The organism is Agarivorans sp. OAG1 (assembly GCF_037076485.1).
Taxonomy (GTDB): Bacteria; Pseudomonadota; Gammaproteobacteria; order Enterobacterales; family Celerinatantimonadaceae; genus Agarivorans; species Agarivorans albus.
Genome location: NZ_AP028990.1, coordinates 4,186,319 through 4,199,539, shown reverse-complemented (window position 1 = coordinate 4,199,539; position 13,221 = coordinate 4,186,319). Strand labels below are relative to the sequence as shown.

Here is a 13,221-nt window from a genome sequence, read left to right as displayed (position 1 = left end):
AGTAACTAGGCCTTTATGTAAATCAACTTTATATTTATGAAAGTTAATTAAGTTGGCTGGCCCACTGCCATATCACCACTAGCAGCAAAAATAAGGTGGTTGATTGCCAAAAACGCACCGGATTACGCTCGATTAAGGGTTTGGCTTGATAGCTGGCTTTAAGTTTGGGATTGGCATGTTGTAAGTCATGAATCAGTTCCGACAAGCTCTGATAACGCTGCTGTGGTTTAGGATGGCAGCCTTGCTCTAAAGCGGCGTCTAACCAATCGGGCATGTCATTGCGGAAATGCTGAATGTTTTGATAGTGCCAGTCGCTGTAATTTCGCTGAGCAATTTGCTCACGGCTGGCTTGCTTGTAGGGCAACTTGCCAGAGAGCATTTCGTAAGCAATCACCGCAAACGAGAAAATGTCGCTACGATGGCGACCCGTTTCACCCACTAAATACTCTGGTGCGATGTATTGCACCGAGCCAACCGGTGTGGTGTTTTTTTCATCTTGCTCAAGTTGTTCGGCCGATTGCACTGTGCCAAAGTCGACCAGTTTAAGTTGGTCGTCGGCGGTGATAATAATGTTCTCGGGTTTAAGATCGCGGTGCACCATTTCGTAACGGCGTAAGGCTCGCAAGGCTTTAGCCAGTTTTTGCAGCATGCGTACTACTTGCTGAATGGGTGGGTGAGGGTGCTTATCCATCCATTGGCGAAGGGTAATGCCAGGTACGTATTCGGCGATTAAGTAACGAAAGCGGCGAGTACCAATAGGCTCGAAGGTGCGCATGATATAAGGATTACTAACCACGCGGCCAACCCACTCTTCGCGGGCAAAGCCGGCAAAGTATTCTTGGTCGTCGGCCATACTGGCATCGGGCGCTTTAAGAATACGTACACGCCCATTGCTATTACCTTGTTCATCTAGTTCTTCGACTAAATACACATGGCTACGTGGGCTGGTATGCAGGATCTCACTAACGCGGTATTGGTCGATTTTATTGCCAACCGACATTACCGGTGGAATAGGCAAGTGCAGCAGCTGTGCGCGGCTTTCATCCAGCTCGGCTTCAGGCACGTTATCAACGTTAACTAGCATGGCGCTAATATTGTCGTCGCTGCCTGCTAATTCCGCAGCATTAACAATGGCACTGGCTTGTTCTTCTAAGCTTGAAAACTTGGCTTGTAATAGCTTAACCAGTTGCTGTTCGCTTAGTGCATCGTGCACGCCATCGCTGGTTAGCATGAAGATATCGCCAGTCTCTACGGTACGAGTGGAATAATCTAACTCGAGGCTCGAATCCACACCCATAGCACGAGTGAGGTGGTTTTTTTGTTTACCGCGAATTTGCACATGGTCACGGGTTAGTTGGCGTAGTTTGCCCGCGCGAAAGCGATAGATGCGGCTGTCACCCACATGAAAAAGGTGGGCGACTCGCGATTTAATAATTAGTGTTGATAGGGTACAGGCGTAAGAGCCTGTTTGTTTACCTTGTTGGAATAGCCAATTGTTCAGCGATTTGGCGACTTGAGCGGTAGATTTGTTTACCGACCAGCTTTCTGGGGTTGCGTAGTAGTCTTCAACAAATTGGGTAACCGAGATTTGAGCAGCCATTTTGGCATGTTCTGCACTGCTTAAACCGTCGGCCAGCACTGCTACAACACCTTTGTAGTATCGGGTCCATGGCTCGGGGATTTTGGCTACACATGCATCTTGGTTTTCTGGTTTGGGACCAGGAATGGAGGCGCCTCCAAAAGACGCCTCCAACTTGTTGCTAGCTTCAGAGGATGCTTTTTCGCTGTTACTAACTCGGTTACTGCTGGCTGGGGTGGCCGCTGCAGTTTGCTGTTCTTCTAACACTAAGATCGCTTCCTTGAGGTAAGCAGCGTGGCCAATTAAGGCGCACGCCGCTATACGGGGCTGGCTTAGCTAACGTTGATTAGCGTTACTTCGCCATCTGGGCCTACTTCAGCAATAGTGCCCTTCGGCTCTTCTAGAAGCAATAAGGCGATAAAACCTAACACCGCAGTGGCACCAATTACGTAGAAAAACGCTTGGTAGCTTACTAGGCTTAACACGGTTAAGTAGAATACTGCGCCTACGTTACCGTATGCACCTGTCATACCGGCAATTTGACCGGTTAAGCGACGCTTGATAAGCGGTACAGCGGCAAATACTGCGCCTTCACCAGCTTGTACAAAGAATGAACATGCCATGGCCATTGCTACTGCTAGGAATAGTGGCCAAGTTCCGTCAATTTGGCCCATGCCAAAGTAACCTAAGGCTAAACCAGCGGTTAATACTAATAGGGTTTTCTTACGGCCAAATCGATCCGAAATCCAACCACCGCCTGGGCGAGAAGCTAAGTTCATAAAGGCATAAGCAGAGGCGAGTAGGCCCGCGTAAACCATATCTAGTTCGAATACTTCGCTAAAGAACAATGGCAACATAGATACTACCGCTAGCTCTGAACCAAAGGTTGCGAAGTACAATACGTTTAATACCGCTACTTGCTTAAATTTGTATTGTTCAATTTCTGGAACTGGCTTAACAAAGATGTTTTTGTTTACTTGGTAAGTTTTCCAAAAATCCAGAACGTATAAAGCAACTAAGCCCGCGTAACACGCATATACCACTTCTTGGCTTAGCATTTTTACGCCAGCTGGAGACAGTTTCCATGCTAACAAAGCAAGGGTGGCATACATTGGAACCTTCATAATTAGCAGCAATACAAAGTCACCTTTGGTGGTTACTTCCATTGCGCCAACATTTTTTGGCTTAAAGTAGGTAGAGCCTTTAGGCGTGTCGCTTACGTTTTTGTAGTAAATAACACTGAACACAAGGCTGATTAAACCGGTAAGGCCAACTGCATAACGCCAGCCGTCTTCACCGCCAAATATAATAGCTAGTGTAGGAAGTGACATAGCTGCAGCTGCGCTACCAAAGTTACCCCAACCGCCGTAAATACCTTCTGCAGTACCTAACTCTTTAGCTGGGAACCACTCCGATACCATACGAATACCCACTACAAAGCCGGCGCCAATAAAGCCCAATAAGAAACGAGCGATAGCGGCTTGCTCAAAGCTATTAGCAAAGGCAAACATGAAACAAGGGATAGAACATACTGCCAACAGGGTAGAGTAGGTAAGGCGTGGACCAAAGCGGTCGGTAAACATGCCAATAACAATTCGCGCAGGAATGGTTAAGGCTACGTTTAGAATAAGTAGGGTTTTAATTTGGCTGGAAGTTAAACCTAGGCTGGCAGCAATGCTGGCCATTAATGGTGCGTGGTTAAACCACACCAAAAAGGTAATAAAAAAAGCCATCCAGCTCATGTGTAGTATTTTCATTTTTCCGGTAAAGGAAAACAGGTTAAATTTTTCTGCACTCATCATAATGTCTCTAAAAAAGTTAAAGCGTTTCCTACCACGCCGCCGTAGCGGCGCGGTTTAGTATTATTTTTTTAAGTATTTTTTATTAAGCGGCGACTTTGATGCTGTCACCCTCTACCTTCACTTGGAAGGTAGGAATAGTGACGCTGTCGTCGTCTAGGCATTGGCCGGTTTTTAAACTAAAACGTTGCTTGTAAAGGGGAGATGCCACCATTAATTCGCCTTTGAAGTCTCCAATAATGCCTCGAGACAACATGTTTACTTTGCCAAACGGGCAGTAGTTACTTATGGCGAATATTTGGTCACTAATTCCTTCCCAGAAAATGGCGACTTGTTTGCCTTTGACTAAGGCACAAACACCGGTTCCTGGGCTAAGCTGCGATTTGCGACAAACTTCGGTCCAAGTTTCTGTAGCTAATTCACTCATCATCACTCTCCTTGTTATGGTGCTTCTACAATTTCGATGGTTTGAATACGTTCTTCTTCGGTAGCTGGGCGACGTTGGCCACGCTCACGAACATATTGCAGGTTGTTGTCTGGCTCGTCGGCGTTAATAAACTGGCTGAAGCGCTGCAGTTTCTTCTCGTCATTAATCGTAGATTTCCACTCACACTGGTAGCTTTCTACTACGTGATTCATGTTTGCTTCGAGTTCTTCACAAATGTTGAGTTTGTCGTCGATAACCACTTCTTTTAGGTAATCTAGGCCGCCTTCAAGGTTTTCTAACCATACCGAGGTACGCTGTAAGCGGTCGGCAGTACGTACGTAGAACATCAATACGCGGTCGATGTAGCGCATTAGGGTTACGTCGTCTAAATCGGTAGCGAATAAGTCGGCGTGTCGAGGGCGCATACCACCATTACCACAAACATACAGACCCCAACCGCCCTCAGTTGCAATAACACCAATATCCTTGCTCTGTGCCTCAGCGCACTCACGAGTACACCCTGACACACCAAACTTAATTTTGTGCGGGGCGCGTAGGCCCTTGTAACGGTTTTCTAGCAGAATCGCCATGCCAACACTGTCTTGCACGCCGTAACGACACCAGGTTGAACCAACACAAGACTTAACGGTACGTAATGCTTTACCGTAGGCGTGGCCAGTTTCGAAACCCGCATCAATTAACTTGCCCCAAATCTTCGGTAGTTCGTGCAGTTGCGCGCCAAATAAATCAACCCGCTGGCCACCCGTAATTTTGGTGTATAGGTCGAACTCTTTGGCCACTTCACCAATGGCAATTAGCTTGTCTGGAGTAATTTCACCGCCAGCTACTCGAGGTACTACTGAGTAGGTGCCATCTTTTTGCATGTTGCCTAAGAAGATGTCGTTGGTATCTTGTAGAGCAATATGGTCATCGGTAAGAACGTAGTCGTTCCAGAAAGTGGCTAAAATAGAACCCACTGCTGGTTTACAAATTTCACAGCCATGTCCGGTTCCGTGTTCTTTAAGCAACTGTTCAAAGGTTTTGATTTTCTTAACGCGTACAATGTCGGCTAGCTCGGCACGTGAATAGGCAAAGTGCTCACAAATGTCATTACTAACTTCAACGCCTAGGTTTTCTAGTTCTGCGTTCATCACTTGAACGGCTAATGCGCTACAGCCGCCACAGCCGGTTGCGGCACCTGTAGTGGCTTTAATATCAGCCATGCTGGTTGCGCCGTCGCGTACTGCTTGGCAAATTTGCCCTTTGGTTACGTCGAAACATGAACAAATTTGTGCGCTGTCTGGCAGTGAATCAACACCCATCGCCGAAGCTGCACCTTCTTCTGATGAAGGTACCAGTAAGTATTCTGGTGCTACTGGCAGTGGCATGTCGTTTAAGAACAATTGTAACCAGTTGCCGTAATCGTCGGCATCACCTACCAATACTGCGCCCAACAAACGGTCGCCAGCGGCGTTGGTAACAACTTTTTTGTACACTTGACGGGCTTCGTCGCTCAAGCTGTAACTTAAAGCGCCTTCGGTGTTAGCGTGTGCGTCACCAATACTGGCTACGTCTACACCCATCAACTTAAGCTTGGTGCTCATGTCGGCACCGGCAAATTCTTTAGCTTGCTCACCGGCGATATGGTCGACGGCTACTTTAGCCATGCTGTAACCTGGGGCTACTAGGCCAAAAATTTTGCCTTCCCATAAGGCACATTCACCAATCGCGTAAATGTCTGGGTTAGACGTTTGACATTGATTGTTAATCACTATGCCGCCACGAGGACCAAGCTCTAGGCCGGTTTCGCGTGCTAACTGATCTTGTGGGCGAATACCTGCAGAGAACAAAATCATGTCGGTATCTAAACTGCTACCGTCTGCAAAGTTCATGCGGTAGCGAGTGTTTTCACCTGCCACAATTTCTTTGGTATTTTTCTCGGTATGAACTTGTACGCCAAGCTCTTCTATTTTAGTGCGAAGAATTGCACCGCCACCGTCACACACTTGCACAGCCATTAGGCGAGGTGCAAATTCTACAACGTGAGTTTCCATACCAAGATCTTTAAGTGCTTTAGCGGCTTCTAAGCCAAGTAAACCACCACCTACAACTACACCTACTTTTGAGTTTTCGCCTGACTTAGTCATGGCTTCTAAATCTTCAATGGTACGGTATACCAAGATGTTTTCTTGTGCCGCTTGATCGTCTGGACGAGGAATTGGCGGAACAAATGGGTAAGAACCGGTAGCTAGCACCAGTTTGTCGTAGCTTTCGCGGCGACCACTTGCGGTAACTACAATCTTTTCTTCAGGCAATACTTCAACAACTTTGTCGTTTACAAAGTATTGAACGCCATGTTCGTCATAGTATTCAGGAGAGGTCATCATCAAGTCGTCTGCGGTTTTACCCGAGAAGTAACTTGATAATTGCACGCGGTCGTATGCTAAGCGCGACTCTTCACTAAAAGTGGTTACCTGAACTTGGCCTAACTTGTCTTGCTGTATCAATTGGTCAATGAAGTGGTGACCAACCATGCCGTTACCAACAACGATGATACGTTCCATGTACTCTCTCCTATGCGCTTAGAGCGGCGCTATTTTCTAATTCAAATTGGTTCTGGTTCGCGTCTAACTTACTTAGCCAGTTGAGTTGCTCGCGCAGTGATACCACTTCACCGATTACAATTAATGTAGGGGATTGCAATTGGTGTTCACTGGCGAGCGTAGGTAACTGGTCTAATTGGCCGGTAACAACGCGTTGATCGCTTTGGCAGCCTTTTTCTATTAATGCGGCAGGTGTCTTTGCACTCTTTCCAAAACGTTGTAGCTGTTGGCTGATTTCAGGCAAGCTGCTCAGCCCCATGTAAAACACTAAGGTGTGGTCGAGTTGCGCCAGTTGGGCCCAATCGATATCTAATTTGCCATCTTGTTTGTGGCCAGTAATAAAGCTACAACCAGTGGCTAGGCCACGGTGAGTAAGCGGAATACCCGCGTAGCTAGTACAGCCAGATGCAGCAGTAATACCAGGAATAACCCGAGCTGGAACGTCATGTTCATGTAAAACACTGAGTTCTTCACTGCCGCGACCAAATACAAATGGGTCTCCACCTTTAAGGCGACAAATACGTAAACCTTGTTTAGCTTTGTCTACCATATAGAGGTTAAGTTGTTCTTGCGGGATGCAGTGATTGGCTTTGGCTTTGCCTACGTAAATAGCTTTAGTGTTGCTAGGAATAAGCGCTAAGATTTCTTCGCTTACTAGGCGGTCATATAACACAAGGTCTGCTTGTTCTATGCTGCGTAGGGCCTTTAAGGTGAGCAGCTCTGGATCGCCAGGGCCAGCACCCACTAAGTCAACCATGCCTGTTTCAATAGGCTGCTTTTGACTTGTTTTAGGATGTTGGCTAATTCTTTGTATGCTCATATCACTGTCTCGCAATTACTTATGCCAGCTATGACGCAATCATGGTGCCAGTAGCAAAAAAAACACTAAAACTTGATTAAAATCATTTTTTATCAACGAGTTAGAGGTTTTTGAAATTTTTATTGAGCTCCAACTGTCTATACTCCTTAAGGGATAACTTGCACCTATTTGGTAAAATTGCGCACCTAGAAAGTGCTTAAAAATGTGAACTATCTCTGATTTAGTGCGTCATATATCTGGAAACAAGTGAGACTGCGCAAAGCCGCGCAGCCTGCTATATAGGGGGTTAGATCTTGCTAATTGGCTATGGTAGACTCGTTGACCGAGTAATATTTAGAGGTTGAAATGGATCAAGTAAATGCATCTATGGCGCTAGTCCCGCAAGGGAGCATTGAAGCCTACATTCAATCAGTTAATCGCGCTGATATGCTCACGCCTGAGCGTGAGAAAGAGCTTGCTACTCGTTTATACGACGAGGGTGATTTAACAGCAGCTCGCGAATTAGTTATGTCGCACCTACGTTTTGTAGTGCATGTCGCTAAAAATTACGCAGGTTATGGCTTGCCGCAAGCCGATTTAATTCAAGAGGGCAACGTAGGCTTAATGAAAGCCGTAAAACGTTTTGACCCTAAAGTGGGTGTTCGTTTGGTATCTTTTGCTGTGCATTGGATTAAAGCGGAGATTCATGAATACGTATTACGTAATTGGCGTATGGTTAAAATTGCTACCACTAAAGCACAACGTAAGTTGTTCTTTAATCTTCGTAAATCTAAAAAGCGTTTAGGCTGGTTTAGTAATGACGAAGTAAACATGGTGGCTGAGAACCTTGGTGTAAGCACCAAAGACGTATTGGAAATGGAATCTCGAATGAGTGCCCAAGACCAAGCCTTTGATTTAGCCGCCGATGATGATGAGCGTGAAGGCAGTTTTGCGCCGATTCAGTACTTGGAAGATAAGTCTTCTGATGTAGCCCTGTTTGTTGAAAAAGAAAACTGGGAAGTTGCTGCAGCTAATCGCTTAAGAGCCGCTTTAAATACCCTAGACGAGCGAAATGCGCATATTGTGCAGCGCCGTTGGTTAGATGAAGACAAAGCCACTTTGCAAGAATTGGCAGATCATTACCAAGTTTCTGCAGAGCGGATTAGGCAGCTAGAAAAAAATGCCATGAAGAAGCTCAAAGCAGCCATGGAATAAAAACTTATTAAAAACCTCGCCTAGCGAGGTTTTTTTATATTCAAATCTGCCGCTTGCCTGTGTTAAATTTGCACAAACTTTCTAATACATGGTCTGACATGGACGGTCCATTCGAACTTTCTAAAGTTAATTTTGTTATTGACGGTGATGGCCGCAAAACCGCTGCAATTTTACCTATTGAACTGTATCAGCAGCTATTGTCTTTACGTGAGCTAGTGGTTGAGAGCAGTCAGCACACCATATCCGCTGAATATTCGTTCAGCGTTAAGCAAGCGGTTGCGCATGGTTACCCTACTGGCGCTAAAAACAAACCCGGCTTTACTGTAGTGAAAGGTTCAACTGCCAATGGTGGTGGGGCGGAGTCGTTACGTCCGGCAGTGTTGGCACTACGCGAGCAGTTACTTGAAGATACTGTTCTTTGCCGTCAAGGCGATGGTTACGAGTTTATGCGTGATTATCAATTCTCTAGCCCCAGCTCCGCTGCTTGCTTAATCGCTGGTAATGCTCGCAGTGGCTTAGATGCTTGGTTAGATAAATGGGGGCGCAGCCTTAAAGATCGCGGGTATGGCAAAAAGCGCTAAGGCTTAATAATTAATCTGAGCTCGGGACAATAAACCGGTTTCTAACGACTATTTTTACTTATTTCGGTGTTGAAGCCACTTGCAATAGGCTAGCTATTGACGCGCAGCTTCTCCTTGAACTAAGCAAAACTATCTCGCCAGAAACATGAAATTAGATTAAGTACTGGTTTGCGGAGTTATCGTCAGTTCCTTATCCCGAGTTCAGGTTAACTAGACAGATATAAAAAAGAGCGCCTAAGCGCTCTTTTTTGTGACTTAGGCCAGTAGCTCTAAAGGGTCGACCGTTTCAATGCCTAGGGCTTCGCCTACCTCGGCGCAAGTTAACTTGCCATGCATTACGTTTAAGCCATTGCGTAGGTGTTCATCTTCTAGCAGTGCTTGCTTATATCCCTTGTTAGCGAGGGTGATGATGTAAGGTAAAGTTGCATTATTAAGTGCCATGGTAGAGGTACGAGCCACGCCGCCTGGCATATTTGCAACGCAGTAGTGCACCACATCATCCACGATATAAATAGGATCTTGATGGGTGGTAGCCTTTGAGGTTTCGGCACAACCGCCTTGGTCGATGGCAACATCAACAATAGCGCTGCCAGCCTTCATGCGTTTAACCAAATCCTTAGTGATAAGCTTGGGCGCAGCGGCACCTGGTAACAATACACCACCAATCACCAAATCAGCCTCTAATACATGCTGCTCAATACTGCTGGTCGTTGAGTAAACCGTTTTAAGTTGGCCATGGTATTCAGCATCAACACTGCGAAGTACATCAATGCTGCGATCGAGTATGGTGACGTCTGCACCCATTCCAACAGCCATTTGTGCAGCATTACGACCAACCATGCCGCCGCCAATTACGGTAACTTTGGCAGGCTCTACCCCTGGCACGCCACCCAGTAATACCCCGCGACCGCCTTTAGATTTTTCTAAGGCAAGTGCGCCTGCTTGGATCGCCATTCTGCCCGCAACCTCTGACATTGGTGCCAGCAAAGGAAGACCACCACGTGGGCTAGTTACTGTTTCATAAGCCACACAAACTGCGCCAGATTTTATTAAATCATAAGTTTGTTCTGGGTCGGGAGCGAGGTGCAAGTAAGTGAACAATAGCTGGTCTTCACGCAACATAGCGCGTTCAACCGCTTGTGGTTCTTTTACTTTCACAATCATTTCGGCTGCGGCAAATACTTCCGCGGCAGTGTTTGAGATGTTCGCGCCGACCGCTTGGTAATCAGCATCACTGAAGCCAATACCTGCGCCGGCCTGAGTCTCAACAATGACTTGATGGCCATGTTGAATTAACTCATTCACACTGGCGGGTGTCATTCCCACACGATATTCGTGATTTTTTATTTCCTTAGGTACACCAATCAGCATAGCGATTAACTCCTTTTTAGATATATATGTTGGTCATATATGCCGCTCTAATTATTAACATATAGTTAAATGCGCTGATAATGCAATTGTTTTTTGGTGTAACCGTCTGTGTTGTTTTTGGCTTTTCGGTAGGATATGTTGTGCCCTTGTTAAAGGATAAAACAAAGTTATGGGAAAACCGCAAATCATGCAGCAAAATATTCTGAATCAGGTTTTAAACGATATCGATCAATTTAACTTAAATGACCCAAATAAGGAGATAGATGAGTTAGGAACCGAGCATGCCAAAGAATTTTTGTACGGTAAGCGCATGTCTAATTGCTTACATGATTTTATGTTAGCACCTCCAGCTGAATTACAAATTGCTGCCCGAGCTCAGCACATTGGCCGTTGGCTATCACTACGAAGTGATTACCCAGAAGGGCGAGCTGGCTATTTAAAATGGCGCAGCGATTTAGGTAAAAAGCATGCTGAGTTGTGTGCTGAAATAATGCGTAAGCACAATTTAGATGAAACCCTCATTGATGCTACTGCCAGTTTATTACGTAAAGAAAAGCTAAAACGAAATCCGCTTACTCAAGCCCTTGAAGATGTTATTTGCTTGGTATTCTTAAAGTACTACTTTGTTGAATTTGCTAATAAACATGCTCAAGAGAAAGTGATTAGCATTGTGCAAAAAACCTGGGCAAAAATGTCTGAACAAGGCCAGCAAGCAGCACTTGCACTAGATTTGTCTGACGAAGCGCTAAGCTTGGTAAAGCAGGCCTTAGCTTAGCTTTTCAAGCTGAATAAAACATAATCTTGTGCTAGTATTCGTCACGATTTTTAGTTGATTAGGCGTATCTGATGAGAAGAGATCTGGCATTTCGTTTTTCCCGTGTGACCGAAGCCGCAGCATTAGCTGGTTATAAGTGGTTGGGGCGTGGGGATAAAAATATTGCTGATAACGCAGCTGTTGAAGCCATGCGTATCATGCTCAATGACATCGACATTGATGGCGAAGTGGTTATTGGCGAAGGCGAGATTGATGATGCACCGATGCTTTACATTGGCGAGCATGTTGGTACCGGTGGCGAAGGTGTAGATATTGCGGTAGATCCTATTGAAGGCACCCGCATGACCGCAATGGGTCAAAACAATGCTGTTGCCGTACTTGCTGTAGGCGAAAAAGGCGCATTCTTACGTGCACCAGATATGTACATGGAAAAGTTGGTAGTTGGACCGGAAGCCAAAGGTTGCATCGATTTAAACCAACCTCTTGAGCACAACATTAAAATGGTTGCGTCGGTCTTGGGCAAAGAGCTGAGCGATATGACAGTGATTACCTTGGCTAAGCCTCGTCATGACCAAGTGATTGCTGAGATGCAAAAGCTAGGTGTTCGAGTCTTTGCGATTCCTGATGGGGATGTAGCTGCATCGATTTTATCGTGTATGCCGCTTAGCGAAGTTGACATGATGTACTGTGTAGGCGGAGCGCCAGAAGGGGTTATTTCGGCGGCGGTAATTCGCGCTTTAGGCGGTGATATGCAAGGCCGTTTAATTCCACGTCACCAGGTAAAAGAAGATACCCCGGAAAATCGCGCAATTGGTGAAGAAGAGATTCGTCGCTGTGAAGCAGAAGATATTCAAGTAAATAGCGTATTGCAGTTGAATGACTTAGCCAAAAACGACAATGTGATATTTTCGGCGACGGGCATTACCAAGGGTGATTTACTGGAAGGCATTAATCGCCAAGGTAATATTGCCACCACCGAAACGCTATTGGTTCGTGGTAAAACGCGTACTATTCGTAAAATACAATCAACCCACTATTTAGATCGTAAAAACGATGATTTGAAGTCGATTATTTTGTAGTAATACGGGTAGTAAAGGTACAAAAAACCAGAGCCATGGCTCTGGTTTTTTTATAGCTGAAAGGTGAATTGATTGTTTAAGCCAAGATGCTGATAAAAGGCCAGCACGGCTGGATCGTTACTGTGCGGAAAAGTGAGTTGGCTTAGACCCTTTTGAGCCGCTAACTGCAGAAGCTGCTGGAACATAAACAAGCCTATGCCACGGCGTTGAGTAATATCTCGTACGTGAAAGCGCTGCACTAATAGCTGTTGTTTATTACAACTTACAACACAATATGCAACTACACGCTGATTAAACGTACAGCTGTAGAGTTGAGCCGCTTGCTGCCATTCTTGCCACTGTGAGGGCTCTAGATTACTGGATATTTTCGATAAATCACTGGCGTGCTGTTGCCAGTTTTCAATAGCTTGAAAAGATAAACGCATAAAACCTTTAACTGTATAAATTAAGAAACTTGAGAGAGTGGTGTATCGGTAATTTGTTCTATATCGAGACTGTGCCAGCTTTTTAAGAAATGCTGAGCATCTTGGTGAATAAGTTTAATTGCACCTTTTAACTCTTCACTAAGGTAGTCTTTGTCTTGGTTAGCTAATTGATTAAGGGTATAGCTCAAGTCGTAAATGAGAGGTCCAAGGTCGAATAGATTATTGGGTTCGATATTTCGCTTATGGTTAGGTTGCGCTCGGCGCTTTCTCCAAGTGCTAAAAGCGACCAAAAATAAATGCAATAGTTGTTTTGATTCTCGGCAATCTAAACACGATTGTTGTACCCACCACGGCGCACTCCCCTTCATGAAACTGACACATTCGTTAACAACATTGTTTACATAGTTATCATCAACGTAGCTAGGTACTGACTGAGGTTTCATAAAAAAAGTTGCGTGATTATTGGTGGATTTAGATTACACATTTTCATTGTTACACACCAATATTTTTATCTGGCTTTGTTAAGAAAAGTGTTGCTAACACGGTTCGCCGGACAAAATTGTGTTGG

12 protein-coding genes are annotated in these 13,221 nt (G+C 45.3%); 4 read left to right on the top strand and 8 right to left on the bottom strand.

Translation table 11 applies throughout. The annotated features are described in order from the left end of the window. Nucleotides 1-43: 43 nt before the first annotated feature. The 5 genes from OAG1_RS19115 to cobA all read right to left on the bottom strand — a co-directional run bounded on the left by OAG1_RS19115 (nt 44) and on the right by cobA (nt 7,228). A complete protein-coding gene (locus tag OAG1_RS19115) occupies nt 44-1,846 on the bottom strand; it encodes a bifunctional protein-serine/threonine kinase/phosphatase (RefSeq protein ID WP_338622365.1) in 1,803 nt (600 codons plus the stop codon). 65 nt (nt 1,847-1,911) lie between these two features. Beyond that, on the bottom strand, nt 1,912-3,378 hold the full coding sequence (locus tag OAG1_RS19110) for a NarK family nitrate/nitrite MFS transporter (protein ID WP_040307297.1): 1,467 nt from the start codon (nt 3,376-3,378) through the stop codon (nt 1,912-1,914). 85 nt (nt 3,379-3,463) lie between these two features. Next, nucleotides 3,464-3,808, bottom strand: coding sequence for a nitrite reductase small subunit NirD (gene nirD / locus OAG1_RS19105; RefSeq protein WP_016402267.1), 345 nt, complete (start codon nt 3,806-3,808; stop codon nt 3,464-3,466). 11 nt (nt 3,809-3,819) lie between these two features. Continuing rightward, nucleotides 3,820-6,369 (bottom strand): nitrite reductase large subunit NirB, encoded by a 2,550-nt coding sequence (gene nirB, locus OAG1_RS19100; protein ID WP_338622364.1) that lies wholly within the window; start codon nt 6,367-6,369, stop codon nt 3,820-3,822. A 10-nt stretch (nt 6,370-6,379) separates the two neighbouring features. Further along, entirely contained in the window at nt 6,380-7,228 is an 849-nt protein-coding gene (gene cobA, locus OAG1_RS19095) for a uroporphyrinogen-III C-methyltransferase (RefSeq protein ID WP_338622363.1), read from the bottom strand. 345 nt (nt 7,229-7,573) lie between these two features. On the opposite strand from cobA, the gene rpoH reads away from it, so the two are divergent. Both rpoH and OAG1_RS19085 read left to right on the top strand, forming a co-directional pair. Then, entirely contained in the window at nt 7,574-8,422 is an 849-nt protein-coding gene (gene rpoH, locus OAG1_RS19090; protein ID WP_338622362.1) for an RNA polymerase sigma factor RpoH, read from the top strand. A 98-nt stretch (nt 8,423-8,520) separates the two neighbouring features. Then, nucleotides 8,521-9,003: a DUF4357 domain-containing protein gene (locus tag OAG1_RS19085; protein ID WP_016402263.1), complete on the top strand. Its 483-nt coding sequence runs from the start codon at nt 8,521-8,523 to the stop codon at nt 9,001-9,003. A gap of 255 nt (nt 9,004-9,258) precedes the next feature. Here OAG1_RS19085 and ald read toward each other — a convergent pair whose 3' ends face one another. Continuing rightward, nucleotides 9,259-10,374 (bottom strand): alanine dehydrogenase, encoded by a 1,116-nt coding sequence (gene ald, locus OAG1_RS19080; protein WP_338622361.1) that lies wholly within the window; start codon nt 10,372-10,374, stop codon nt 9,259-9,261. A gap of 169 nt (nt 10,375-10,543) precedes the next feature. On the opposite strand from ald, the gene OAG1_RS19075 reads away from it, so the two are divergent. Beyond that, the gene (locus tag OAG1_RS19075; protein WP_016402261.1) at nt 10,544-11,149 is read left to right on the top strand and encodes a DUF4202 domain-containing protein; all 606 of its coding nucleotides are present in this window, start codon (nt 10,544-10,546) and stop codon (nt 11,147-11,149) included. A gap of 71 nt (nt 11,150-11,220) precedes the next feature. Then, on the top strand, nt 11,221-12,228 hold the full coding sequence (gene glpX / locus OAG1_RS19070; RefSeq protein WP_016402260.1) for a class II fructose-bisphosphatase: 1,008 nt from the start codon (nt 11,221-11,223) through the stop codon (nt 12,226-12,228). Nucleotides 12,229-12,278: 50 nt separating this feature from the next. Here the strand turns inward: glpX and OAG1_RS19065 are convergent, their stop codons facing one another. Then, complete coding sequence (locus tag OAG1_RS19065; RefSeq protein ID WP_338622360.1) at nt 12,279-12,653, bottom strand: acetyl-CoA sensor PanZ family protein; 375 nt, start codon at nt 12,651-12,653, stop codon at nt 12,279-12,281. A 20-nt stretch (nt 12,654-12,673) separates the two neighbouring features. After that, complete coding sequence (locus tag OAG1_RS19060) at nt 12,674-13,096, bottom strand: hypothetical protein (RefSeq protein WP_152783368.1); 423 nt, start codon at nt 13,094-13,096, stop codon at nt 12,674-12,676. Between the last annotated feature and the right edge of the window lie 125 nt (nt 13,097-13,221).